The organism is Nocardia sp. N2S4-5 (assembly GCF_044628355.1).
Taxonomy (GTDB): domain Bacteria; phylum Actinomycetota; class Actinomycetes; order Mycobacteriales; family Mycobacteriaceae; genus Nocardia; species Nocardia wallacei_B.
In genome coordinates, this window is record NZ_JBIUPM010000001.1 from 429,978 (window position 1) to 453,778 (window position 23,801).

At 69.4% G+C, this 23,801-nt stretch carries 21 protein-coding genes; 9 read left to right on the forward strand and 12 right to left on the reverse strand.

Annotation, left to right across the window (positions count from 1 at the left end):
• The first annotated feature begins 61 nt into the window (after positions 1 to 61).
• Positions 62 to 604, forward strand: coding sequence for a hypothetical protein (locus ACFMRZ_RS02005; protein ID WP_400177633.1), 543 nt, complete (start codon positions 62 to 64; stop codon positions 602 to 604).
• Positions 605 to 700: 96 nt separating this feature from the next.
• Here ACFMRZ_RS02005 and ACFMRZ_RS02010 read toward each other — a convergent pair whose 3' ends face one another.
• Together ACFMRZ_RS02010 and ACFMRZ_RS02015 are read right to left on the reverse strand one after the other, a co-directional pair.
• Positions 701 to 1,114, reverse strand: coding sequence for an RNHCP domain-containing protein (locus tag ACFMRZ_RS02010; protein ID WP_400177634.1), 414 nt, complete (start codon positions 1,112 to 1,114; stop codon positions 701 to 703).
• A 9-nt stretch (positions 1,115 to 1,123) separates the two neighbouring features.
• Positions 1,124 to 1,504 carry an RNHCP domain-containing protein gene (locus ACFMRZ_RS02015; RefSeq protein ID WP_280275646.1) on the reverse strand — a complete coding sequence of 127 codons (381 nt, stop codon included), beginning with the start codon at positions 1,502 to 1,504 and terminating at the stop codon, positions 1,124 to 1,126.
• Between the two features lie 322 nt (positions 1,505 to 1,826).
• Here ACFMRZ_RS02015 and ACFMRZ_RS02020 point away from each other — a divergent pair, with 322 nt between their 5' ends.
• Positions 1,827 to 2,447 carry a hypothetical protein gene (locus ACFMRZ_RS02020; RefSeq protein ID WP_400177635.1) on the forward strand — a complete coding sequence of 207 codons (621 nt, stop codon included), beginning with the start codon at positions 1,827 to 1,829 and terminating at the stop codon, positions 2,445 to 2,447.
• Between the two features lie 86 nt (positions 2,448 to 2,533).
• On the opposite strand, the gene ACFMRZ_RS02025 is transcribed toward ACFMRZ_RS02020, so the two are convergent.
• A complete protein-coding gene (locus ACFMRZ_RS02025; protein ID WP_400182753.1) occupies positions 2,534 to 2,872 on the reverse strand; it encodes a cupin domain-containing protein in 339 nt (112 codons plus the stop codon).
• Between ACFMRZ_RS02025 and ACFMRZ_RS02030 the strand changes: the two genes are divergently transcribed.
• Positions 2,765 to 3,403: a hypothetical protein gene (locus ACFMRZ_RS02030; protein ID WP_400183062.1), complete on the forward strand. Its 639-nt coding sequence runs from the start codon at positions 2,765 to 2,767 to the stop codon at positions 3,401 to 3,403. The genes ACFMRZ_RS02025 and ACFMRZ_RS02030 overlap by 108 nt on opposite strands.
• A gap of 170 nt (positions 3,404 to 3,573) precedes the next feature.
• On the opposite strand, the gene ACFMRZ_RS02035 is transcribed toward ACFMRZ_RS02030, so the two are convergent.
• Both ACFMRZ_RS02035 and ACFMRZ_RS02040 read right to left on the reverse strand, forming a co-directional pair.
• Positions 3,574 to 4,179, reverse strand: a complete 606-nt coding sequence (locus tag ACFMRZ_RS02035) for a dihydrofolate reductase family protein (RefSeq protein WP_400177636.1) — start codon at positions 4,177 to 4,179, stop codon at positions 3,574 to 3,576.
• Between the two features lie 101 nt (positions 4,180 to 4,280).
• Complete coding sequence (locus tag ACFMRZ_RS02040; protein ID WP_400177637.1) at positions 4,281 to 4,466, reverse strand: hypothetical protein; 186 nt, start codon at positions 4,464 to 4,466, stop codon at positions 4,281 to 4,283.
• Between the two features lie 534 nt (positions 4,467 to 5,000).
• Here ACFMRZ_RS02040 and ACFMRZ_RS02045 point away from each other — a divergent pair.
• The 3 genes from ACFMRZ_RS02045 to ACFMRZ_RS02055 all read left to right on the forward strand — a co-directional run bounded on the left by ACFMRZ_RS02045 (position 5,001) and on the right by ACFMRZ_RS02055 (position 7,235).
• On the forward strand, positions 5,001 to 5,633 hold the full coding sequence (locus ACFMRZ_RS02045; RefSeq protein WP_400177638.1) for an urease accessory protein UreF: 633 nt from the start codon (positions 5,001 to 5,003) through the stop codon (positions 5,631 to 5,633).
• 215 nt (positions 5,634 to 5,848) lie between these two features.
• Entirely contained in the window at positions 5,849 to 6,568 is a 720-nt protein-coding gene (gene ureG / locus ACFMRZ_RS02050; protein ID WP_280275651.1) for an urease accessory protein UreG, read from the forward strand.
• Positions 6,558 to 7,235, forward strand: coding sequence for an urease accessory protein UreD (locus ACFMRZ_RS02055; RefSeq protein ID WP_400177639.1), 678 nt, complete (start codon positions 6,558 to 6,560; stop codon positions 7,233 to 7,235). Before ureG ends, ACFMRZ_RS02055 begins: the two co-directional genes overlap by 11 nt.
• A gap of 9 nt (positions 7,236 to 7,244) precedes the next feature.
• Here the strand turns inward: ACFMRZ_RS02055 and ACFMRZ_RS02060 are convergent, their stop codons facing one another.
• From ACFMRZ_RS02060 to ACFMRZ_RS02080, 5 genes are all read right to left on the reverse strand, one after another.
• Entirely contained in the window at positions 7,245 to 7,940 is a 696-nt protein-coding gene (locus ACFMRZ_RS02060) for a hypothetical protein (RefSeq protein ID WP_400177640.1), read from the reverse strand.
• Positions 7,941 to 8,054: 114 nt separating this feature from the next.
• On the reverse strand, positions 8,055 to 8,804 hold the full coding sequence (locus ACFMRZ_RS02065) for a DUF4097 family beta strand repeat-containing protein (protein ID WP_400177641.1): 750 nt from the start codon (positions 8,802 to 8,804) through the stop codon (positions 8,055 to 8,057).
• A 958-nt stretch (positions 8,805 to 9,762) separates the two neighbouring features.
• Positions 9,763 to 10,458 (reverse strand): hypothetical protein, encoded by a 696-nt coding sequence (locus ACFMRZ_RS02070; protein WP_280275655.1) that lies wholly within the window; start codon positions 10,456 to 10,458, stop codon positions 9,763 to 9,765.
• A 486-nt stretch (positions 10,459 to 10,944) separates the two neighbouring features.
• The gene (locus tag ACFMRZ_RS02075) at positions 10,945 to 12,480 is read right to left on the reverse strand and encodes an NAD(P)/FAD-dependent oxidoreductase (protein WP_400177642.1); all 1,536 of its coding nucleotides are present in this window, start codon (positions 12,478 to 12,480) and stop codon (positions 10,945 to 10,947) included.
• A 63-nt stretch (positions 12,481 to 12,543) separates the two neighbouring features.
• Complete coding sequence (locus ACFMRZ_RS02080) at positions 12,544 to 13,233, reverse strand: TetR/AcrR family transcriptional regulator (RefSeq protein WP_400177643.1); 690 nt, start codon at positions 13,231 to 13,233, stop codon at positions 12,544 to 12,546.
• Between the two features lie 52 nt (positions 13,234 to 13,285).
• On the opposite strand from ACFMRZ_RS02080, the gene ACFMRZ_RS02085 reads away from it, so the two are divergent.
• On the forward strand, positions 13,286 to 14,749 hold the full coding sequence (locus ACFMRZ_RS02085; RefSeq protein WP_400177644.1) for a cytochrome P450: 1,464 nt from the start codon (positions 13,286 to 13,288) through the stop codon (positions 14,747 to 14,749).
• Between the two features lie 6 nt (positions 14,750 to 14,755).
• On the opposite strand, the gene ACFMRZ_RS02090 is transcribed toward ACFMRZ_RS02085, so the two are convergent.
• Both ACFMRZ_RS02090 and ACFMRZ_RS02095 read right to left on the reverse strand, forming a co-directional pair.
• Positions 14,756 to 15,628 carry a tat pathway signal sequence gene (locus ACFMRZ_RS02090; RefSeq protein WP_280365875.1) on the reverse strand — a complete coding sequence of 291 codons (873 nt, stop codon included), beginning with the start codon at positions 15,626 to 15,628 and terminating at the stop codon, positions 14,756 to 14,758.
• 96 nt (positions 15,629 to 15,724) lie between these two features.
• A complete protein-coding gene (locus ACFMRZ_RS02095; RefSeq protein WP_280275660.1) occupies positions 15,725 to 15,931 on the reverse strand; it encodes a hypothetical protein in 207 nt (68 codons plus the stop codon).
• Positions 15,932 to 16,294: 363 nt separating this feature from the next.
• On the opposite strand from ACFMRZ_RS02095, the gene recC reads away from it, so the two are divergent.
• Both recC and ACFMRZ_RS02105 read left to right on the forward strand, forming a co-directional pair.
• A complete protein-coding gene (recC, locus tag ACFMRZ_RS02100) occupies positions 16,295 to 19,702 on the forward strand; it encodes an exodeoxyribonuclease V subunit gamma (RefSeq protein ID WP_400177645.1) in 3,408 nt (1,135 codons plus the stop codon).
• The gene (locus ACFMRZ_RS02105; protein WP_400177646.1) at positions 19,699 to 23,700 is read left to right on the forward strand and encodes a UvrD-helicase domain-containing protein; all 4,002 of its coding nucleotides are present in this window, start codon (positions 19,699 to 19,701) and stop codon (positions 23,698 to 23,700) included. Before recC ends, ACFMRZ_RS02105 begins: the two co-directional genes overlap by 4 nt.
• The last annotated feature ends 101 nt before the right edge of the window (positions 23,701 to 23,801 follow it).

Consider the following 23,801-nt stretch of genomic DNA (forward strand, 5'->3'; position numbering starts at 1 on the left):
GCGCCGATCAACCGGCCTCATTAGGAGACACGACCTAGGCGTCGCCCTTGCCACCAGCATCGTGGACAGCTTCGCGATGGGTGGCCGCCGCTACGACGGTGGCCGGCTGGTCAAGACCCGCCTCGGCGGGGAAGTCCATCACCTGACCCTGCCCGACGGGGAGCGTATGTCCTCGGTCGGTGTGCCCTCCGGTGAACTCATTGCTGCGCACCGGGTCAGTGGAGCTCCCTCGGTGTCGGCGACCTCCGGCCTGATTCCCGCCTCGCTCGCCGTTCGCGCGGTCCTGCCGCTGCTCTCGGCGATCCTGCGGATCCGGACGGTGCGGACCTTCGCGATCGGCCGGATGGCCGCAATCAAGGCCAAGGCCGCCCCACGCCCACGTCCCCACACCTGGGGTCACGCCGTCATCACCTGGCCCGACGGCACCGCCCGCGAAGGATGGCTGCGGGCCGGCGACGCAATGGAATTCACCTCTGCCGTCGCCGCTCAGACCGCGCTCCAGCTCGCCGCGGGTAAAGGACGGCCCGGCGCTCACACCCCGACCGCCGCCCTCGGCCCGGACCTTGCCACCGCCGCCGGAGCAGACTTCGTGGACGAGGCCTGACCGTCATGACAAAGGACCGCCACGCCGCATAGCCCACCGGTCCTCGCGAAGCGCCCGCGAGTTCCGGCCCCACCACACGCGTAGTGGGGCCGGACGTCACAATGCGTCCAGTGCCCGACGGCCGATACGTGGATCGGCCAAGGGACGCAGTGCGATTCGCAGCAGCGCGAGCGGATTGTCATCTCCGGCAATGCGGTTCAGTTTCAATGTCCCGCACAGCAGGCACTGGTGGACCAATGCCCATTCGCCATCGTGGCGCACGGTCGAACTGACCGCGAGCATGCGGCCGCGGCACGGGTTCGCGCGGTCACCAGGGATTCGCCCGTCGACATGGCGGCTGGTCAGACAATGGGGGCAGTGATTGCGGTGCGAAGTGCCCGGTACGGTGATCGGCACATCCAGACGACAGCCGATACACCGGAAACTCGCACCGGATTCCCCACCGGGACCATGCAATACGGTCTTGCCGCGTTGCGGGCGCGCGGAGAGGACCTTGTTCCTTCGAGGCATCGCGACCGCCTAGAGGTCGCCGAAGACTTCGAGCGGGAACGGCGGCTCCGCCAGCGGGCGTACCGCGAGTCGCATGAGAATCAGCTGGTTGTCGTCCTCGCTGATCGCATGCAGCGCCAACTCACAGCAGCGCGCGCATCGATGCACGATGGCCCATTCGCCACCGCGGCGCACCGCGATCGACAGCGGAGCCATGCGTCCGCGGCACTCGGATACGCCGCCCTCGACGTGGTCGAGGGTGTGACACGAGTGCAGGCAGCTCGGGCAGTGATTGCGCCGACTGTTTCCGGGCGCGAGCGCGGAAACGGTGAGCCCGCAGCGGATACAGGTGAAGGTGCCGGTCTTTGCGGCCGGACTGGGTTCATTCTGAGCGGAAATATGGTGGGACAACCCGGATCACTCCTTGGCAGAAAGCTGATGAGCAAACAGCAGGAGTAGGCCGAGCGCGCCTCGACGACGCGGAAAGTCCGTTCAGTGCGTGTGGCCGGCGGAGAGGCTGGCCGAGTACGCACCCTGAGGCGCTCTCGGCGCGGGCTGGGGCATAAATCAGTCCTTCCGCCAGTCGAATTCGATGCGCGTCGTCCGCACCCGGGCACCGTAGCAACGGTCGTCCGCTCCCCGCCATCGAATTGTTCGGTCAGGATCTCGGTAGATCTCGGCTGCTGCCCCAGTAGCCTCGATCCGATACGCGGGAGTGGGAAAGGTGCGCGGCATGGAAAACGAATCGGGCTCACCTCGCCCGCCCTATCGGGCGAAATACATCGCGGTCGTTGCCGTCGCGATCATCGCGGTGATCGCGGTGCTTGCCGCAACCGCCGACGTGCCGGGTCGGATCAGCCGGGCGTTGAGTGGCACGTCACGCGAAGACCTGTTTTCCTCGCCGCGGCTGGACTCGGAACTGGACGTGGTGCGCGCCCAACTCGGCGGGCTGCCGATGCGGCGAATGGACGTCACCGCCAACCTCATCTCCGTCGAGGCCGTCGCCGCCGACGGCCGGCTTCACCTGTACTGGGTGCGCGACGGCGAGGTGGAGGACATGGACTCGACCACCGACCTGCATGCGGGCGAGACGGCGTTCGCCGCAGCGGATCTGTCGGGGCCGCGGATCCGGGCGGTGGTGTCCGATGTCCGCAGCCTTGGCAAGCCGGGCGAGATCCAGCTGGTCTCCTACATTTTCCGCCAGAAGCATCCACTGTCGGTGGCCGTGTGGATCCGGCACGACCCGGTGAGCTCGGTGCTGCACTTCGACCCGCAGGGCGGGTCCACCGTGGTGGCCGAGGAGTCGATCGAGACCGACGAGCACACCTCGTCGTTCGGCGGCTGCTGGTGTTGACCATGTAGGTCGCGCCCGTGTCCATAACCACCGCAAAAACCGTGTCGGCCAAGGGATCTGGACGACCGCGCGGGTCGCGACAGAGGTCAGCGCCAACCGGGTTCGCCGTCGAAGTGGACGTCGAAGCGATCATGCAGGTCGTTCATGGAATCCCAGTCCGCTTCGCCGCGGGCGATGCGCCCGAGTTGGCGGAAGTAGTCGAAGCGTTGCAGGCCGGGGGTGAGGATAGCGAGAAATTCGGCCGGTCCCTCGGTGGTGGCGCCGAAAGCGTGCACCGTGCCAGGCGGGATGGTCACCAGGTCGCCTTCGGTGACTCGGTGGAGTTCACCGTCGACGAGGAATTCCATGGCGCCGGAGAGGAGGTAGAAGATTTCGGTAGAGGCGGTGTGATGGTGTGGGCGCGTGCCGTCGACGCCGGCGGGCAACCGCAGCCGGTTGGCGCCGAAGAGTCCCGCGGATCGGACACTGTCCTCGAGGAGCTGGAACGAGCCGCCGCCGGGCAACTGCACTTCTTCGACGGTGGAACCAGGAACGATGAAAGCCTTTGTCATACACCGGATGAACTCATCTCTGCGGAGTCCCATTCCCGGGTTGGTCGGTCGCCAACACTCAACCGCCGATACTTGCCCGGGAAACGGTTATCCAGCAGCATCGCCGGCGTCGAGCACGCCGGTATCCGTTCCTATGTCACAGAGCGGAGGTTTGTCGGTTCGGACGTAGGGTGGGGTCCCGTGGAGTCACACGGCAAGCTGGAAGACTTACGGTCAGTGCTCTCATGCGTTTTCGAGAGGCTCGGTGCCGAGAGTCTCACTGAGCCCGACCGGGTTGAGTTGGTGGCACGCGCCGAGGTGGTGCAGGATCAGATCGACGCGATCCGGGATGTCATCGACGACGAGGAGCGTGTACGGATGCGGACGATGCCCGTGCCGGAGCCTACGGGTGACCGGCTGTTCTGAGGCGGCGTTGAACCGACCGGCCGCGGGAACCGATGACCGAAATGCTGGGCGTGGCAACCGAAGTCGCGGAGCCGACGCTGGTATCGGCGGAAGGGTTGAGCCGGAGTACCTGGAGAGCCGGGCTGGATGCCAGGCTCTGGCGGCGCTCCGGATCGGTGGAGAGGGCGACGTCACGTCGGGGCACCGAGCGGGGGGTGCTCGAGGACGCGAGGCTTGTACTCGACCAGCTGGATGCGACCGTCGAAGGTGCGGTGATCGGTCATCTCGAGGGCAACGTCCGGATAGCCGTCATAGATACGTTCCGCACCCGTGGCACCGGTGATGACCGGGAACATCACGACCCGGAATCGGTCGACGAGTCCGGCTCGGAGCAGGGACCGGCACAGGCTCAGGCTGCCGATCGTGGTGAGCAGCCCCGAACCACTCGATTTCATGGCGCGGACCGCCTCGACGGCATCGTCGCGGACGAGCGTGGAGTTGGCCCACGTCAGCGGCGCCTCGAGTGAGGAGGAGAACACCACCTTGGACGCCTTTGTGAGCCCGTCGACGGACGCCTCTTCTTCCGGCCTGAACTCGTCTTGGCCATCCGGGACCTCGCCAGCGGCGAAGCCCGACATCAGGCGGTAGGTATTCGCTCCCATCAAGTAGGTGGGCTCGGGCTGCTCGCCGAGCCATGCGAGATACTCCGGGCCCTCGAGGCCCCAGAACCCGGGCCATCCCTCTCCCGATGCGTAGCCGTCGAGGGAGGTAATGAAGTCGACGAGAAGCTCCGACATGGCGGTGTCCTTTCCTTGGGTGTCATGAGCTTTGACCGGCCGGGAGCCACAAACTCATCGGCTGCGCTGAGGTGTCACCACGACTCACAACATTCAACCCGCTACAGAAGTTCGGCGAGCGCTTGAAGCACGGCCGGACGATCCGCGCTCGGCACATCCCTGAGCACCTCGCGAAGAAGTCTGATCTTGTTCTTGGTAATGACAACCTTCGCGACGGCGGCGGCCACCGAGGCCGTTACGCCTGTTGCGGCCGCGCCGACGATGAGAACGCTTTCGTAGGGATCCATCAATGTGTCCTTAAGGGAAGTCGCGATGGGTGCGTCTGGGTTTAGCGCCCAGAAGGTAGTCGCATATCGTCCGAAAACGGCATGCTGAACCTGATCTGATGTGTCGGAGGCAGGCCGAAAAGAAACACGCAGGTCACATCGCCTGGGTCACTTTTCGGCATAGTCCTGAACCACGTTCCTCCTGCTCGGGATCTACGCAACACCGACGGGCAGTCGAACTGGACAACGCTGTTGCCTGTCGGCAATTGCCGAGTTCTATTAGCAAATGACCAATCGTGTGGAGGCACAGGAGGTGGAGAGAGGTACGGACTACCGGTGCCCTATTGCGCTGGTCGTTAGCAGGCCACCAACTGCACCCTGCAATCGGCAGTACCGTCCGTTGGACGGCGTGCTTCGCGCGCCTCGGTCGAGGCGTGAACATCTAACGACCGTCGATGAGGGCCTTGTGGGGACCCGAATCTCATACTGCGCGGAGAGCGTGAGGCGGTCTGATGAGGGTGCTTAGGATCGACGGGTGCGGATGGGAGTGTGGCGATGAGTCTGGCTATGTTGCTGACGCTGGGGGACTCGCGGCTGCCGATTGGAGGGCATGTGCATTCCGGTGGTGTGGAGGAGGCTGTGGCTTCGGGGCTGGTGCGGGATGTGGCTACCGTTGAGCAGTACTTGCGGCGGCGGGTTCGGACGTCGGGGTTGGTGGCGGCGTCGTTGGCGGCGGCGGTGTGCGCGGGAGGGCTGGAGGTGGCGCGGGCTGAGGTGGAGGCGGATGCGCGGACACCGGCGCCTGCGGCGCGGACGGCGTCGCGGGCGCAGGGGCGGGGGCTGTTGCGGCTGGCGCGGCAGGTGTGGCCGGGGCACGACTGGACTGCGCTGGGTGCGCGGCCGCATCTGTCGACGGTGTTCGGCGTGGTGGGGGAGGCCGCCCGGGTGACGCCGGAGGAGATCGCGGGTGTCGTGGTCTACACCACGATGACCGGGGCGGCGACGGCCGCGCAACGTCTGCTGGCGCTCGATCCGGCCGCGGTGGCCGCCTGCACGGTCCGCCTCGCCGCCGACTGCGACGAGGTCGCGGCCGAGGCGGTGAAAGGGCTTGCCGCCCTGTCCGATCCGCTGCAGGATGTGCTGGCCGAGCGGCACGTGGGCCGCCCGATGCCGCTGTTCGCTTCCTGATCTGGCCCGGAGGTCCGCCCACCTGTGGTGACACGCGGGCGTTCTGATCTGATTCGGCGGCTCGCCTGCGTGGGTGACATGCGGACGTTCTGACCTGGCATGACGGCTCGCCCCCGAGTACCACGCGGGCGTCCTGGCCCGACCCGGCGGCACACCCGCCCGGGTAACACGTGGTTTACACGGGTCGGCCAGGATGTGGGGGAAAGGAGTTGAGCATGCCCCCACATCTGATTGATGGTGAGCCGCACGATCACGGTCATGAGCGGCCCAGGCGTGAGCGCACGCCGGGCGAGCCGCTGCGGATCGGGATCGGTGGGCCGGTCGGGTCCGGGAAGACTGCGCTGGTCGCGGCGCTGTGCCGGGTGCTGCGCGGCGAGCTGTCGCTCGCGGTGCTGACCAACGACATCTACACCACCGAGGACGCCGACTTCCTGCGCCGGCACGCGGTGCTGCCCGACGAGCGGATCACCGCCGTGCAGACCGGCGGCTGCCCGCACACCGCGATCCGCGACGACATCACCGCCAATCTCGACGCCATCGACGACCTGATCGAGGCCAATCCGCCGCTGGACCTCATCCTGGTCGAGTCCGGCGGCGACAACCTGACCGCCACCTTCTCCTCCGGTCTGATCGACGCGCAGATCTTCGTGGTCGACGTGGCCGGCGGTGACAAGGTGCCGCGCAAGGGCGGCCCGGGTGTTACCTTCTCGGACCTGCTGGTGATCAACAAGACCGACCTCGCGCCGATGGTCGGTGCGGATCTCGCTGTGATGGAACGGGATTCGTCGGCCGTACGCGAGGGCCGTCCGTTCGTCTTCACATCGCTGACCGAGGACCCCGCCGCCACGCCGGTCCTTGCCTGGGTGCGCGAACAGTTGCGGTCGGCGGCCGAACAGGATGCCGCGGCCGGGGCGGGCCCCGCCTTTGCGCACTGAGCTGACGATCCGCGCCCGGGCGGGCGCGCTGCCGCAGATCCGGGCCACCGGTGGCCTGGCTGCGCGGCGCACCGGTCCGGGCGTGGTGCATCTGATCGGCACGGCCGCCACACCGCTGGGCGGGGACGAACTCGATATCGCCGTCGTGGTGGAGCCGGGCGCGCGGCTGGCGGTGCGCTCTGTCGCTGCCACTATCGCTCTGCCCGGGCGAGATACTCGAAAATCGGTGGCGCGCTGGCACTTCGAGGTAGGGGAGGGTGGCGAGCTGGACTTCGACCCCGAACCCACGGTGGTGGCGGGCGGGGCCGAACATGTGGCTCTGACGACGGTCGTCCTTGCCTCCGATGCCCGAATCCGGCTACGCGAGCGTGTGCAGATCGGCCGCGCGGGCGAGGATTCGGGCTACTGGCGCGGCGATCTGACCGCCGACCTCACCACGACCCCCCTTCTCCGCCACCATCTCGAACTCGGCTCTGCCGCCTTCACCGACGACACCCTCTCCGCCCCACGCGCTTTGTCCAGCATCCTCACCTACCCTGACGAAACCCCCACGCACACTGCAGGTTTGGATGCGGCTCTACTTCCGCTGGCGGCAGGAGGCTCCCTCTACACCTGGTCCGGCCGCCTCCTCGCCGACCAGCCGACCGAAACCGAAATTCGCGTGTAGGCACACGATCTATCTGTCCGGTGTCGGCCGATCGCGGGCGGGTGGATAGATGGGCTCCGGGCGATTTCCGAACAGATAGTCTCGGAAAGCTGCCAGATATTCGTCCATTTCCTGTTGGTCGAGAAACCGGGATCGTGTCGGGTCGAACCATTCGTTCGGCGTCGGGCGCCGCGCGATCATGTAGTCGAGAGCTTCGCGCATCATGTCCCGGTACGCCGAATTCGTGGCGACGCGTTCGCGTTCTCTCGGGGCAAGTCGCCGCATCTCGTCGGCCCAGTCCGCGGAGTGCAACCTCACGAGCGGGAACAGCAGGCGATTGAGGTGCGGGACCTCGTCCCACCACTTGTTGTTCGTGCGCAAAAGTTCACTGGCCGTTGTCGGTTCGTAGGTCGGGTTGATCGCTCGGGCGGCTCCGCGGGGATGCCAGGTCGGCCCGATATCGAGGTTCACCGGCGGGTACCAGACGCCGCGCCACACCGGAACTCCGAGCGCCAGCGGATTCACGGGAAGTTCCTCGGCCAGTGAAATGTCGGCCGTGATGCGACGCACGGGCGGCAACTCCTCGTAGGAGGGGAGAAGATCGGCCACCATCGTCAAGCAGTCCCGCTCATCGAATCCGGTCACACCCGCGTACGGCCTGGTCCACCAGAGAACTGTTCCGTGGTCTGGGTCGAATTCGATCCAGAACCGTCGCACTGTGGGCATATTCGCCCTCCTCCGCTGGACACTCCCGAGCGCTCACGATACCGAGTTCGAGCAGTGACTTCCGCTCGATAATCGGCACGGGCCGGATGTCCCGAAGTGCTTGTGCCACAGTGGTCAGGACGTCCTGCGGACGATGATGTTGCCGGTGGTGACGCGCGCCTGTATCTCGGCGGCCTTGTCGGAGTAATGGGGGCTCTCGGCGGGATCGAGGTCATTGCGTACCCAGCCGAAATCGGTGTGCAGGTCGAGCACGGCGGTGGTGCCGGAACGGACGCCGATGTCGAGTTCGCCCATGGTGGTCTCCAAGCGGATCCGGCCCTGGGTGATCCGGTCGACGCGGAGGGATCCTGCCGCCGTGGTGGCGGTGACGTCTGATTCCGCGGTGCCGAGGGAGATGTCGCCGTTCGCCGACCGGGCTCGCAGTTCGCCGGTCACCGTGCCGACGGTGATCGTGCCCATGGAGGTCGTCGTTTCCACCGCGCCCGCCGTGTCGATATGGATATCACCGAGGGAACTAGTCAGTCGGCAATCGCCGAGGCTGCCCTCGGTGCGGATGTTGCCCATCTCTGTGTCGGCCTGGACCCGCGACCCGGTCGGAACCTCGATGACGATTTCGATCACGCCGTGGGCGCGGCTGGACGGCTGCTCGCTCGACGGCGGACGTGGTGTGCGTACTCTCAGTTCGCCTTTCGAGTACTCCGCCCGCGTCTGCTCGACGGTCTCCACGTCGAGGCGACGGTCCTGATTGTCGGCGCGCACCTCGACGACCGTGGAGGTCCGGTCGCTGGCGATGACACTGATATGGCCGACGAAGGCTTCGACGATGACGGAAATCGGCTCGGGAGAATCGAATTCGCGCCGCATGGGTGCCCTCCTTCAGCGGGCAGGTGACCGTGGCCGGCGCCCGCTCCGTCGTTGGGTGGGCGACCTCGTTGCGTCACATCATTCGCTGTGGCAGGGGTTATCCGCTGCGGTTCGCCGCTGAAGATTTTGTCGCGCAGCTCGAGAGCAGGACAGTGGTGGCGAGATGTGCGGTGGACGCGGGTCAACGTTCGATGGTGTCGCGAGGGGCCATGCGGTTGGTGCGTTTGGGGCGGCCGTTTTCGTCGGCTGCGGAATCCGGGCCGAGGGCTTGTGCGGTGCGCGGCCTGGTGGCCGGAGGAACCGCTTGCCCTGAATTGTGCGGCGCGGCGGGCGGTGTGCCGGGCTGGGCTGAGGGCGGTTGGGTCGGCTGGGTGTGACCCGGTTGGCCTGACTGTAGGTGAGCTGGTTGGGTTGGCGGCGGGTGAGCCGGTTGGGTTGGCCCGCGGCCTGATTGGGTGGGCTGGTCGGCAGTCGGCCTGCTGGACCGCGCGGTTACCGGGGCGGTGCGTTGTTCGTGGGAGTCTGCCCGGCGTCCACCGGACGACGTTGCGGGATATCTGGCGGATTGCCGGCGGGGCTCAGTGTTGCGGCCCCGGCGTTCGGATTTGGCGAGCCGGAGGGCCAGTAACGCTAAGCCCGCGAGGGCGAGCGCGAGGGCGATCAGTACGGCGGCCCAGGTGGATCCGTGCATCCGTTGTCCCCTTCCGGAGGCGGGCGCCGCATCGGGCGCCGTGGGCAATTGTGCCCGACGGGCGGGGTGTTCTGCTGGAAATGGGGACGGAATGACCGGGTTCCGGCGGTGTGGGCGGCGGTTCGCCACTGTGGTTCGCCGCGGCCGACGTGGTCGTGAAACGCTCTGGCATGCACGGTTTTTCGGGACCGTGCCGCCGGGCGGACGAACGAGAACGGGGCGGGAAGCGGACATCGTCGGCCGGTTCCCGCCCCGTGGGCGTGTCGGTCAGTCGCCTACGACGCGCGGAGGTGCGTTGTAGGAATTGACCGCGCCGACTACCGCGCCCGCGGCCGCACCGATCGCGGCGGCGGGGACGGTGATGACGCCGGCGCCGAACGCGGCGCCCAGCGCGGGGCCCGCCACCATGCCGACCGGCATGAACGGGAGGCCCACGACCAGGCCGACCACACCGCCGACCAGACCGGAGGTGAGCGCGATCGGGGCCGCCGTGGCGGCGCCCGCGAGCGCACCCACCGCGGCGGAGCCGACGGTCTGCCCGGCGATGCGGTCGGAACGGCTGCGCTCCATGCCGACCGAGTCCAGGAAGGTCGCGAGATCGGCCTCGGTCCGGGCGGCGCTGTCGTTGATCTGGATGGCCTGCTCGCGGTCGATCCACGCCGGGGCGTCGACCTGGACGTCGCCGAACCGGAACTTGTCCGGCGGCGGCGCGATCGGCGGCACCGGTGCGACCGGCACGGGAGCGTGCAGCGCGCCCACCGGCGCCAGGTAGCTCTTGTCCGGCATGGCCCGCGCGTCCTGCAGCGAGCTGAGCGTGCTGTGCGGAATGTTCAGCCCCTCGTAGGGCTGCACGTTGGGCGCCTCGCTCGCCGGCCACTGCCGGGGCGCTTGGTCCTGCTGGGCCGCCTGGTTCGGCTCGGTCGGCGCGGCATTGGCGGTCCCCGTACCGACGACCGCCAGCACTAGCGGGATCGCACCCGCCGCGACGGCGCTTCCTACCCGGTGGCGATGCGGACTGGGCGCTCTATGTTTGCCTGCGGCCATAGCGACCTTTCTTTCCGGGGACATGACGTCCGACATTCGGACCCGGCGCTCCGGTGGATTGGTCGAAAATCCGACACGCCGAAACAGGTGCTATAGCTATCGATTAGCTGTACATCAGCCACATTCGCCGAGGCGACAAGAAAGAACCCGGCGTAAACCGCACCGCTCCCTTGATCACTGGACGGATGGCGCGTAACCGCTGAATGCGCTTCCTGCCCTCGGCAATACGATGGTCACCAGATGATTGCCAAAGTGGCGTTCTTAAACGGGTTCGAGCAACTCCCAGACTTGGTACTCCGGCGTGTCGCCCCGGCCCCGGAGACCGCCCCGACGGCATCCGGACCCGGTTTCACGCCCACCCGGCGAGCCGGACGGGCGGAGACCAGCACACCAACGAGGCGAACCTCAGCTCACCGAACGACCCGACGACTGCCCGGAACGCTCGTCCGCCGATTCGCCGTCCTCAACGGATTTACCTGCGCCAGCAGAGTTTCCATCCGCTATAGATCCCTCCGCACCGGTCCCGGAACCGCCCGCGTCCCGGCCGAGCGCCGTGGCCCCCTTGCCGCCCAGCTCCGCGCGCGCCTCACGCCCGTCCTCGTCGTTGCCGTTCATCGCCTCGAGCGCGAGCCGCGCGAACACCCACTGCTCGGTGGCGGCCATCTGCCCGCGGTTGCGCCCGATGAACGCCACGAACCACTGGAACACCGTGATCGCGCGGCTGCGGTAGCCGATCAGGTAGTAGAGGTGCAGCACCAGCCAGATCAGCCACGCGAGGAAGCCGCCGAACTCCAGCTTGCCGATCTGGCACACCGCGTTGTACCGCGACACCGTGGCCATGCTGCCCTTGTTGAAGTACTTGAACGGCTTGCGCTGCTCGGACGTCTGCTTGCCGCCCAGTTCGGCCTTGATCTGCTTGGCGGCGTAGGTGGCGCCCTGAATGGCGCCCTGCGCCTGGCCGGGCACATTCGGCACCGACATCAGATCGCCGACGACGAAGACGTTCGGGTACCCCTTGATGGTCAGATCCGGCTCGACGACCACGCGTCCCGCGCGATCCACCTCGGTGCCCTTCGACTGCTCGGCGAGCAGCTTGCCCAGCTCGCTGGCCGCCACACCCGCCGACCACACCTTGCACGCGGCCTGGATGCGGCGCTCGCTGCCGTCCTTGTCCTTCACCGTGACACCGCGCGCGTCGACGCCGGTGACCATGGCGTTGAGCTGGACCTCCACGCCCATCTTCTCCAGCCGGCGCTGCGCCTTGCCGCCGAGCTTCGGACCCATCGGCGCGAGCACGGCACCGGCGCCCTCGAGCAGGATCACCCGGGCGTCGCGCGGATCGATGTTGCGGAAGGTGCCCTCGAGCGTGCGATCGGCGAGTTCGGCGATCTGCCCGGCCAATTCGACGCCGGTGGGACCCGCGCCGACCACCACGAACGTCATGAACCGGTCGCGCGCCTCCTGCGTCTTGGCCAGCTCCGCCTCCTCGAACGAGCCGAGGATGCGGGCGCGCAGTTCCAGCGCGTCGTCGATGGTCTTCATGCCGGGCGCGTAGGTGGCGAACTGGTCGTTACCGAAGTACGACTGCTGGGCGCCGGTCGCGACGATCAGGCTGTCGAACGAGGTGACGGTGTCCTCGTTCAGCAGCTCCGAGGTGACGGTGCGGTTCACCAGATCGATGTCGTGCACCTCGCCGAGGATCACCTGCACGTTCTTGTACTTGCGCAGCACCAGCCGGGTCGCGGGCGCGATCTCGCCGGTGGACAGGATGCCCGTGGCGACCTGGTACAGCAGCGGCTGGAACAGGTGGGTGGAGGTCTTGGAAATCAGCACGACGTCGACGTCGGCGTGCTTGAGATGCTTGCACGCGAACAAGCCGCCGAAGCCCGATCCGATCACCACCACGCGGTGGCGCCGGTTCGCGACAGTCTCGGTAGTCATCTCGCTCCTCGCCGGGCGTACGGTTTTGCGACAGCCTTACGGTAGTCGGCTACCCACGGGCAGTCACGATGAACTCCCGTTGTCGGCGAGTCCGCGCGCCGTGGCGAGTTCGTCCGCGGAGATCGGGCCGATCAGGCGTTCTCCGCCGATGCTCTCGACGGTCGGCCACAGGAACGCCGCGAGCCGGTCGATGAACTGCTCGCGCGAGAGGTCCGGGTCCTGGGCCCACGCCTCCGCCGACATCAGAATGGCGCCGACGGTCGCGGTCGCCCAGATCCGGGCCAGCGCCGGATCGGCGTCGAGGCGGCGCAGGATGACCTCGAAAACCGCGGCGGCCCAATCGGATACGCGGGTGAAGAAGGGGCGGTGCTCGGTCTCGCCGCTGTCGAGCCGCTGCATCATCACGTGGTGCAGGTTGGGGTTGTCCTCGACGAAGTCGCACATCAACCGCACGATCGCGCGCAGCAATTCGCGGGCGGGTAGCGGCTGGGCGAGTACCGCGTCGGCGGCGGTGATGACGCCTTCCATGTGCCGCTGCGCGAGGGCGTCGATCAGCGCGGGCAGGTCCGGGAAGACCGCGTACACGGCGGTGCGCGCGTAGCCCGCCTCGGCGGCGACCTGGGCGATCGTCATGTGCGTTCCGGCGCGGGCGATGACTCGCTCGGCCGCGTCGAGGATTTCCGCGCGGCGCCGGGCCGGATCGCGGGCCGGACCGGGCGGACGGCCGCGTGGCCGCAATGTGTCCCTTGTCACAGGCCCCACTCTACCGGTAATGTACGAGGTGTACTTAAATGGGAGGCTTGCCATGGTCAGCGTCGACCCTCGCACATACCGGGCCGATCGGGAGAACATCGGTTTCCTCGAGATTCCGGACCGCGGTCCCGTCGACCGGCTGTTACGACGGCTGCCGGTGCGGGAGCAGACCTTGGCCACGCCGCCGCGGGGGAACACGAACCGGGCGGTGCGCGGCGACGCCGGGCTGCCGTATCTGGGGCGGTCGCTGCAATACCTGCGCTGGGGTCCGGCGGAAATGATGGACCGATATCACCGCTACGGTCCGGTCGGCTACTACCGGTCGCTCGGCGTCGACCGGGTGTTCGTGGCGGGACCGCAGGCCGTCGACGAGGTACTGGGCAAGCGCCGCAACGACTTCGGGCAGGGCTGGGACTATCTCATCGGCTCGTTCTTCCGCCGCGGCCTGCTGCTGCTGGAGTTCTCCGAGCACATGTTCCATCGGCGGATCATGCAGCAGGCGTTCACGCGGGAGCGGCTCGAGACGCACCTGGCCGGGTTGGCCCCGGCGGTAGACGCGGCCATCGATCGGTGGGTGCCCGCGGGGTCACGGCAGGTCCGGTTGTATCCGACGATCAAGGACATGACCCTCGAGGTCGCCGCCGAGACGTTCATGGGCGCGCGCACCGGGCCGGAGCGGGCGCGGCTGGCACAGGCGTTCCTCGACTGCACGCACGCGGCGCTGGCGATGGTCCGAATGCCGGTGCCGGGCAGCGCATGGCGGGCCGGACTGCGCGGGCGGAAGGTGCTGGAGGAGTACTTCACCCGGATGCTGCCGGACAAGCGCCGGTCGGAGGGTGCGGATTTCTTCTCCGCGCTGTGCCACGCCCGCACCGAGGACGGCGCGACGTTCTCCGCCGAGGACGTCGTCAACCACATGATCTTCCTGATCATGGCCGCGCACGACACCACGACGACCACCGCCACCGCGGTCGCCTACTACCTCGGCAGACATCCCGAGTGGCAGCAGCGGGTGCGGGAGGAGGCGCTGGCGCTGCGGGAGCGGACCGGGGGCGCGCCGCCGACGATCGCCGACCTGGACCTGCTGCCCGATCTGGATCTGGTGATCAAGGAGAGCCTGCGGCTGGTGCCGCCGGTGCCGGGCCTGGTGCGGCGGGCGGTGCGCGACACGGAGGTCGCCGGGCACTACATTCCCGCCGGTACCCATGTCGACGTCGCCTACGGTGTCAATCACCTGCTGCCCGAATTGTGGTCGCACCCAGCGCGTTTCGATCCGGAACGGTTCGGCGCGGACCGGCGCGAGGACAAGTCGCACCGGCTCGCGTGGATGCCGTTCGGTGCGGGCGCGCACAAGTGCATCGGCATGCATTTCGGCGTGCTCGAGGTGAAGGTGATCCTCGCCGCCATGGTGCGCGACTACGAGTGGCGAATCCCCGACGACTACCTCATGCCGTGGGGATTCAACACCATCCCGTTCCCGCGCGACGGGGCGCCGATGCTGCTGCGACGGCGGTGACCGGGGTCAGCGGGCGAACAGCAGCTCCGCGACGTGCGTGGTGGTCTGCTCGCCGTCGGTGTAGCCGCCCTGACCGCCGACATCGTTCATGATCGCCAGGGTGTAGCGCTCGTCCGGTCCGGCGAATCCGACCGAGTTGACCACCCAGCCGCCCTGCTCGTCGGACCAGCCGTTCTTCAGGCCCGGCTGCATGTCGGCGCCGGCGCCCCAGACGCCCCAGTGTTGGTTGGTGTCCACCTTGCGCATGCGATCGATCAGGTAGGCGCGGTCGTCGGGGTGCATGTGGTCGAGCGTGTTGTTCATCACCCGGTCCAGATCGGCGGGGGAGCACTGCAGGAAACCCCAGTCGGGGAAGGGGTGGCCGCCGGTGGGCTGGGGGGTCAGGCTCGTCATGCCGTTGGCGCGGAAGGCGTTGACGAAGGCCATCCGGTCCGGGCCGGAGTACTTGTTCCAGAGGTAGTCCGCGGCGCCGTCGTTGGAGGTGGCGAGCATCGATTCCAACTGGTTGCGGTCCTCCGGGGTGAAGATCAGCGCACCGACGCGGGCGCGATTGAGGATGTCCTCGGCGATCGCGAGCTTGATCGTGGAGGCGGTCCAGAACAGCGAGTCGGCATTGCCGTTGCTGTAGACGTTGCCGGTAACGCGGTCGCGCACAACATAACCCGTGGTTCCGGGGCGGCCGGCGAGATAGGCGTCCACGGCGGCGATGCGGCCGGCGATATTGCAGCCGCCGGCGCAGCTCTGGTGGGCGGGCAGCGCCGACGCGGGGGCGGGCTGCAGGGCGGGGGCACCCGCGATCAGTACGGCGGCGACGGCGCAGGCGCCGGCGGCCAGGCGGGTGGGGCGAGTGGCGCTCGAGGTGGCGCGGGGGTAACGCACGATGAGCCACAATAGCCACCGTGGTGCGCGTCTCGCACCTCTTGAGGTCTGCTGCCGGTTGTGCTAGCGGCCTCGGACGTTGCGGCGCACGGGTTTTCAGCGGAACGCGGCGAGTAGTTCCTCGACGCTGCGGCCGTTGAGGCGGTAGCAGTGCTCGAAGGCCTCGGTGTGCTGGTCACGGGGCCAGGAGTGCAACACCGCGGTGCGGCCGTAGTGGCGCGAATTGACCAGTTCCCAGCGCTCGCCGACCCGCCGGACCGTGAACCCGGTTCTGGGCAGCAGGGGAATCACCGACGCAGACATGAACCGAACCAGCCTTTCGCTACTGCTCTCCCGTTACCTCCCCGCCGAGCACTGTGGCACATCGGGTGACGGCAGTACCGGTGACACGCGGAGCGAATTGCGGCCATCGCGGGACGCTCGGCATAGTGGGCGGATTCGGTTGTGTTGCTGGAAATTTGGTGCATCTCGGTCTTATCGGTCAACGTGGTGGTCAGGGGCTCGCCGAGGGATAGCCGATAGGGGACCATGCGGTATGTGTGCCGAAGTCCGAGTCGCATCGGGGGATCGGGGCGCGGAGTTTGTAGGATCGGCCAGCGACAGGCAACCACGAGGCATCCGGGCGGGCGGATCAGGGACGGCACAGCGAGCGGAGAGAGGCGGCCGATGGCGCTGCACATCCACCGGGCCGAGCGAGCGGACACGCTCGCCGGCGCGTTGGCATCGCTGCTGGCCCAGCCTTTGGCCGACCCGTTCGCGGCCGAGGTGGTGGCGGTGCCGGCCAAAGGCGTGGAGCGCTGGCTGAATCAGCGGCTGTCGGGGGTGCTGGGCGCGGTCACCGGCGACGGAGTATCGGCGAACATCGCGTATCCGGCACCGGCGGCGCTGGTGGCGGCCGCGCTGGCCGGGGCGACAGGAGTGCCCGCCGACGAGGATCCGTGGGCGCCGGACCGGGCGGTGTGGGCGCTGCTGCGGGTGATCGACGCCTCGCTTTCCGAGCCGTGGTGCGCCGTGCTGGCGCGCCACCTGGGCGCCGAGGCCGCCGGGCGCACGCACCGGTCCGGACGCCGGTTCGCGACCGCGGCCCGGATCGCGGCACTGTTCGACGGGTACGGGACGCAGCGTCCCGGCCTCATCACCGACTGGGCCGCGGGCGTCGACACCGACGGCTGCGGCGGCGCACTGCCGGACGACCTGCTGTGGCAGCCGCAGCTGTGGCGGCGATTGCGCGCCGAACTCGGCACCCCGAGTCCGGCCGAACGACTGGCGACCGCCTGCGAGCGCCTGCGCGCCGAGCCGTCCGTTCTCGATCTCCCACAACGGATCTCGGTGTTCGGCGTGACCCGCCTCACCGCGGACCAGCTCGCGGTGCTGTCGGCCTTGGGCGAGGGCCGCGACGTACACCTGTGGCTGGTCCACCCGAGCCCGGGGATGTGGGCGGAACTCGCGCGGCTGGGGGAGAGTGCGGAACCCGTTGGCGCTTCGGCTGTGGTGCCGGTGCCGACCGGGGTTGCTGGTGGGGCTCGGCGGGTTTCGGATGTCAGTGCGTTGGTGGTGGCGCATCCGTTGCTCGCGGGGTTGGGGCGCGATGTGCGCGAGGTGCAGCAGCGGTTGCGGGGGGTGGGGGCGGTGGTGGAGACGTACCATCGGGCGGACGGCGACAGTGGTTCGCGCACTTTGCTTTCGGAGCTGCAGGGCGGGATTCGGGGGGATTTGTGGCCGCCGCGGGACGAGTGCGTGGCCGATGGCACGGTGCAGGTGCACTCGTGTCACGGACCGGCGCGGCAGGTGGAGGTGTTGCGGGACGTGCTGCTCGCGGCGTTCGCCGCCGACCCGACGCTGGAGCCCCGTGACGTGGTGGTGATGTGCCCGGACGCGGAGAACTACGCGCCGCTGGTCCGGGCGGCGTTCGGTCAGGCGGCGGCGGAACCCGGCGCCCGCCCGCCGCACCCGGCGCACGGGCTGCGGGTGCGGCTGGCCGATCGCTCGCAGAGCGCCGCCAACCCGGTGCTGGCCGTCCTGGACGGACTGCTCGCCATGGCCGACGGCCGGGTCACCGTCACCCAGGTACTGGATCTCGCCGCCGCCGAACCGGTCCGGTTGCGCTGCGGATTCGACGACGACGATATCGAGCGGCTGCGCGAATGGGCGGCCGAGACCGGGGCGCGGTGGGGGATCGGGCAGCGCCAGCGGCAGGCGTTCGGGCTCGGCGACTTCGCGCAGAACACGCTCAACGCCGCCGTGGACCGCATCCTGCTCGGCGTCGCGGCCGGTGAATCCTCCGAGGACTGGCTGGATCTGGCGCTGCCGCTGGAGGACGTGGACTCCGGTGATGTGGACCTGGCGGGCCGGTTCGCCGAATTCACCGACCGGCTGGCGGTGTGCGTGCGCGACCTGCGCGGCCCCACACCCGCCGAACCGGCCGGATCCCAGCGCCCGGCGCACGAATGGGCGCAGGTGCTGGTGCGCGCGCTGGACCTGCTCACCGATGTCACCTACGCGCAGACCTGGCAGGCGGTGCAGGCCCGCCGCGAACTGACCGCCGCGCTCGAGCACGCGGGAGATATTCCGTTGCGGCTCACCGATATCGCGGCGCTGCTGCACTCGCGTCTCGCGAGCCGCGGTACCCGCGCCAACTACCGCACCGGTGAGCTGACCGTGTGCACTCCCGCGCCGCTGCGATCGGTGCCGCATCGCGTGGTGGTGCTGCTGGGTCTCGACGACGACGTGTTCCCGCGGCCCGGCGGCGTCGACGGCGACGACGTGCTGGCCCGCGAGCCGCGCGTGGGCGAACGGGACGCGCGCAGCGAGGACCGGCAGTCGCTGCTGGACGCGATCATGGCGGCCGGGGAGAAACTGGTGCTGCTGCACACCGGCGCCGATCCGGTCACCGGCGCGTATCGGCCTCCGGCCATCCCGGTCGCGGAACTGCTCGACGTGCTGCGCGCCCACGCGGGCGGGCTGGACGGCGTGGTGACCCGGCATCCGTTGCAGGCCTTCGACAGTCGCAACTTCGATCCCGTCGCGCCGTTCAGTTTCGACGCCGTGGCGCTGGCGGGGGCGCGGGCCGCGGCGAGTCCCGCGCGCGAACGGGCCGCGTTCCTGCCGGGGCCGCTGCCTGCCACGGTGCGCGCGGATGTCGAACTGGCGGAACTGGTTTCGTTCGTCGAGCATCCGGTGCGCGCGTTCCTGTGGCAGCGGCTGGGCATCCGGGTGCCCGAGGAGGAAGAGGAGATCGACGAGCGGCTGCCGATCGAACTCGACGGGCTCACCAAATGGAATATCGGTGAGCGCATGCTGAGCGCGCGGTTGAACGGCGCGGAACCGGCGGCGTTGCGGGCGGCCGAGTGGCGGCGCGGCACCCTGCCCGCGTTCGGGCTGGGCGCGGCGGTGCTGACCGAGGTGGAGGGCACGGTCGACAAACTGGTCCGGGTGGCGCGGCCGATGCACGAGGTGCCGTCGCGCACCATCGACGTGGCGGTCGATCTGGGGGACGGGCGGCTGCTCAGCGGCACGGTGCCGGACGTGCACGACGACGCGCTGGTCCGCACCACGTTCTCGCGGCTGGCCCCGAAGCATCGGGTCGCGGCGTGGGTGCGGGTGCTGGCGCTGGCGGCGACCGAACGCAACCAGAACTGGCGGGCGGTCACCATCGGGCGCGGCAAGTTCGGGCGGCCCGCTTGGCGCTCCACACTCACCGCGCCCAATGCCGCTGCGGCCCAGTCGATCCTGCGCGACCTGGCGGATCTGCGCGACGAGGGTCTGGCCGAGCCGTTGCCGATCGCGCCGACCGCCTCGGCGGTGTACGCCGAACGCCGCTGCCAGGGTGCGAGTGTCGAGGATGCCCGGCTGGCCGCCGACCAGGAATTCCTCGGCGGCCCCAACGGCCCCAAGGCATTCGGCGACCACACCGATCGCTACCTGCGCTACGTGTGGGGCCCCGCGCCCCGGCTGGAACACCTGGAAACCCCGCTGCCGGAACCGGACCCGGCGGGCGAGCCCACCCGCTTCGCCGCCCTGTCCCGCCGCCTGTGGAACCCGTTGCTGGCCACCGAATCCCAGGGACAGCCATGACCGACGAACTCTTCTCCCTCACCGACCTGGAGCCCGCCCCGCGTCCCAGCCGCCGCTCCCGCCCCACTTCCACCAACCACCCCGACCCCACCCCGGCCGAGACCGCCGACCTGTTCGACCTCACCCCCGTCCCGCAGCCCACGGATTCACCCGAGCCGAGCGAGCCAACCACCTCCGAGCCCCCCACCCACGCCTCCGAGCCCACCACTCTCGGCTCCGATGCCTCTACCCCCGGCCCCGGGGGCTCCGGGTTCGATTTCGAAGCCTCCGCTCCAGACTCCGAAGCTTCTGCCTCCGGCTCCGAAGCCTCCGATACAAACCTCGGATTCCGCGGCCCGTCGGAGCCGAGCACTCTCGAGCCTGACCCACCACTCCTGGACACGGATCTGCGTCCTACACGCCTGGCCGATCCGCGCGCGACTACCTCGGCCGTACCGGGGCTGTCCGAGCACGACGGGAGCGACGACGCGGAGTTCCCGGTCGGCAATGCTGCCGCTGTGCCGGACCTCGAATCTTCTGCAGCGGCGGGCCATTCGGACACGATGGATGTCGGCACCTCCACCAGCGGAGACGAGAGCGAACTCCAGGCCACTGCCCCGCCCGACAAGCTGTCGGATCCCGAGGAGGCCGGTGCGGCCGTGGGCCGTCGGGCGTCCACCGGGGCTGGTGCGCTGACCGATGGTCCTGGCCTGCTGGGGGAGGCCGCGGGCGAGGGGTTCGAGTTGTGCGGGGCGTTGCCTGCGGGGACGACCGTGCTGGAGGCCAGTGCGGGGACGGGGAAGACGTATGCGATCGTCGGGCTGGCGGTGCGGTTCGTGGCCGAGGCGGGGGTGGATGTCTCGGAGTTGCTGCTGGTGACGTTCAGCCGGGCGGCGACGCAGGAATTGCGGGAGCGGACGCGGGACAAGTTCGTGGCGGTGGCTGCCGCACTGGCCGATCCCGGCACCGCGCGGGGCAGTGAGGACGAGCTGATCCGGCATCTGGCGCACGCGGATCCGGCGGAGGTGGGGCGGCGGCGCACCAGGCTGCTGGCGGCGCTGTCGGACTTCGACTCCGGCACCATCGCCACCACGCACAGCTTCTGCCAGCGCATGCTGGACGAACTGGGGCTGGCGGGCGAGCACGATCCGCGGGTGCGGCTGGTGGAGAATGTGGACGATCTCGTTGCCACCGTCGCCGACGATCTGTATCTGGCGCGGTACGCCCGCGGCGGGCCGCCGTTCTCGGTGCGGGAGGCCCACCAGCTGGCCGCCGCCGCGGTCCAGGACCGGCACGCGCGACTGGTGCCCGACGAGGAGATCGGCGACCATCCCGCCGCCGAGCGCGTCGCCTTCGCCGCCGCCGTGCGCGCGGAAACCGAACGCCGCAAACGGATTTCGGGCCTGCGCGACTTCGACGACCTGCTGGTGCTGCTGCACGAGGTGCTCGCCGATCCGGCACACGGCGACCGGGCGTGCCGCCGCATCCGGGAGCGCTACCGAGTCGCCCTGGTCGACGAATTCCAGGACACCGACCCGCTGCAGTGGGACATCCTGCGCCGCGCCTTCCACGGCCATGCCACCCTCGTGCTGGTCGGGGATCCGAAGCAGGCCATCTACGCCTTCCGCGGCGCGGAGGTGCTCAGCTACCTGGACGCGGTGGCCCACGCCGACACCCGCCGCGAACTCACCACGAACCGGCGCAGCGACGCGGGCCTGCTCGGCGCGCTGGAGCACCTGATGGCCGGCGCCGCGCTGGGGCACAAGGAGATCACGGTGTCCAAGGTGGCGGCGGTCCGGCCGCACACCCGGCTCACCGGCACCGTCGAGGCGCCGATCCCCTTGCGGGTGCGGTGTTTTCGGCGCGAGGGCGCCGGTCCACGCAACGGCGCGGGATTCCCGGCGGTGGGACGCCAGCGCGCCCGGGTCGCGGACGACGTGGCCGCCGATATCGCCCGACTGCTCGACTCCGGCACCCACATCGGCGAAACGCCGCTGGGCCCCGGCGATGTCGCGGTGCTGGTGCGCACCCGCGCGCAGATCGACATCGTGCGCGCCGCCCTGGACCGGGTGGGGGTGGCGTCGGTGCTGGCGGGCGGCGCCAGCGTGTTCGGCACCCAGAGCGCCGTCGACTGGCTGTGGCTGCTGCGGGCGTTGGAGCAACCGCACCGCGCGGACCGGGTGCGGCTGGCGGCGGGCACTCCGCTGCTCGGCCTGTCGGCGGCGGAGATCGACACGGGCGGTGCGGATCTGGTGGGACGGCTGAGTACCCAGCTGCGCGAGGCCGCCCGGTTGTTCGGCCGCGCGGGTTTCGCCGCGGTATTCGAGAAGCTCTCGGCCGAAACGGAATTGGCCCCGCGGCTGCTGGCGGTGGCCGGGGGCGAACGGCAGCTCACCGACCTGCGGCACATCGCGCAGCTGCTGGATCGGGTGGCGCTGCGCGAATCGCTGGGCCTGACCGCGCTGACCCGCTGGCTGGCCGACCGGGTGCGCGATCCGGCGTCGGGCGCGGTGTCCGACCGCAGTCGCCGCCTGGACCGGGACGCGGCCGCCGTGCAGATCGCCACCGTGCACGCCAGCAAGGGCCTCGAATTCCCGGTGGTATACCTGCCGTTCGCGTGGGACAGCGCCAAGAACCCGAATCCGGTGACGCTGTTGTTCCACGACGACGGCGACCGCGTCCTGGACGTCGGCGGCCCGGAGGCGCCCGGGTACGGCGAGCGCAAGCGCCGCAGCGACGCCGAGGAGGCCGGTGAGGAACTGCGCCTGCTGTATGTGGCGCTGACCCGGGCGCAGTGTCAGGTGGTGGCGTGGTGGGCGCCCGCCTACGGCACCGCCTTCGCGCCGCTGCACCGCATGATGCTGGGCCGTCTGCCCGGCAGCGCCGAGATGCCGGGCAAGAGCGAGGTCGCGACGGACGACGCTGTGCTGGAACAGCTCTCGGCCTGGGCGGCCGCGGCCGGAGCGGGCCTGATCGGGGTGGAGCCGGTGACCCGCGCGCCGAAGGTCCGGCCGCGCTGGGAGCGTGACGAGACCGAGGGCGCGAACCTGGCCGCCGCCGTCTTCGAGCGCACGGTGGACGCCGAGTGGCGGCGCACCTCCTACTCGGCGCTCACCGCGGGCGCGCACGACACGCACGCCGTGGCGGAGGAGACGCCCGGCGGTTCCGACGAGCCGGAGACTCCGGCGGTCCTCGAGGACACCAGCGATTTCGCCGACGCCGCCCCGTCGCTGATGAACGACCTGCCCTACGGCGCGGATTTCGGCACCCTGGTGCACGGCGTGCTGGAGCTGGTGGACACCGACGCGCCGGATCTGGCGGCCGAGGTGCGGGCCCGCTGCGGGCACGCGATCGAGGAGCTGATGGCCGACATCGATCCCGAGGCGCTGGCCACCGCGCTGCTCGCGGTCCTGCGTACGCCCCTCGGAATCGGTTGCCTCGCCGACGTTTCCAGCCGCGACCGGCTCAACGAGATGGACTTCGAACTGCCGCTGGCAGGGGGCGATACACCGCGGGCCGCACGGGTCACGGTGCGCGCTATCGCCGGTCTGCTGCGCCGCCACCTGCCCGCCGACGATCCGTTCGCCGAGTACGCCGACCAGGTCGAGACCCTGGAGGACACCGTGCTGCGCGGCTACCTCACCGGCAGCATCGACGCCGTGCTGCGCGTGCCGGGCCCGCGTTTCGTGGTGGTCGACTACAAGACCAACCGGCTGGGCGGCGAGGACCTCACGGTCGCCCACTACACCCGCGACCGCATGGCCGCCGAGATGATGCGCTCGCACTACCCGCTCCAGGCCATCTTGTATTCGGCTGCGCTGCACCGCTATCTGCGCTGGCGGCTTCCCGACTACGCCCCCGGACAACACCTCGGCGGCATCCTCTACCTGTTCGTCCGCGGCATGATCGGCCCCGAAACCCCGTCCGGCTGCGGCGTTTTCGACTGGAGCCCGCCCGTCGCGCTGGTCGAGGACCTCTCGGCGCTGCTCGCCGGTGATCTCTCGGGAGCCGCCTCGTGACCCCGCACCCCGCCGCCGGATCGGCGCGCGAACCGGGAAGCCGTCGAGGCAGTTCCGCGGCTGGGCTGGACCAGAGCGGTGCGAGGGTGCCGCAGGAAATC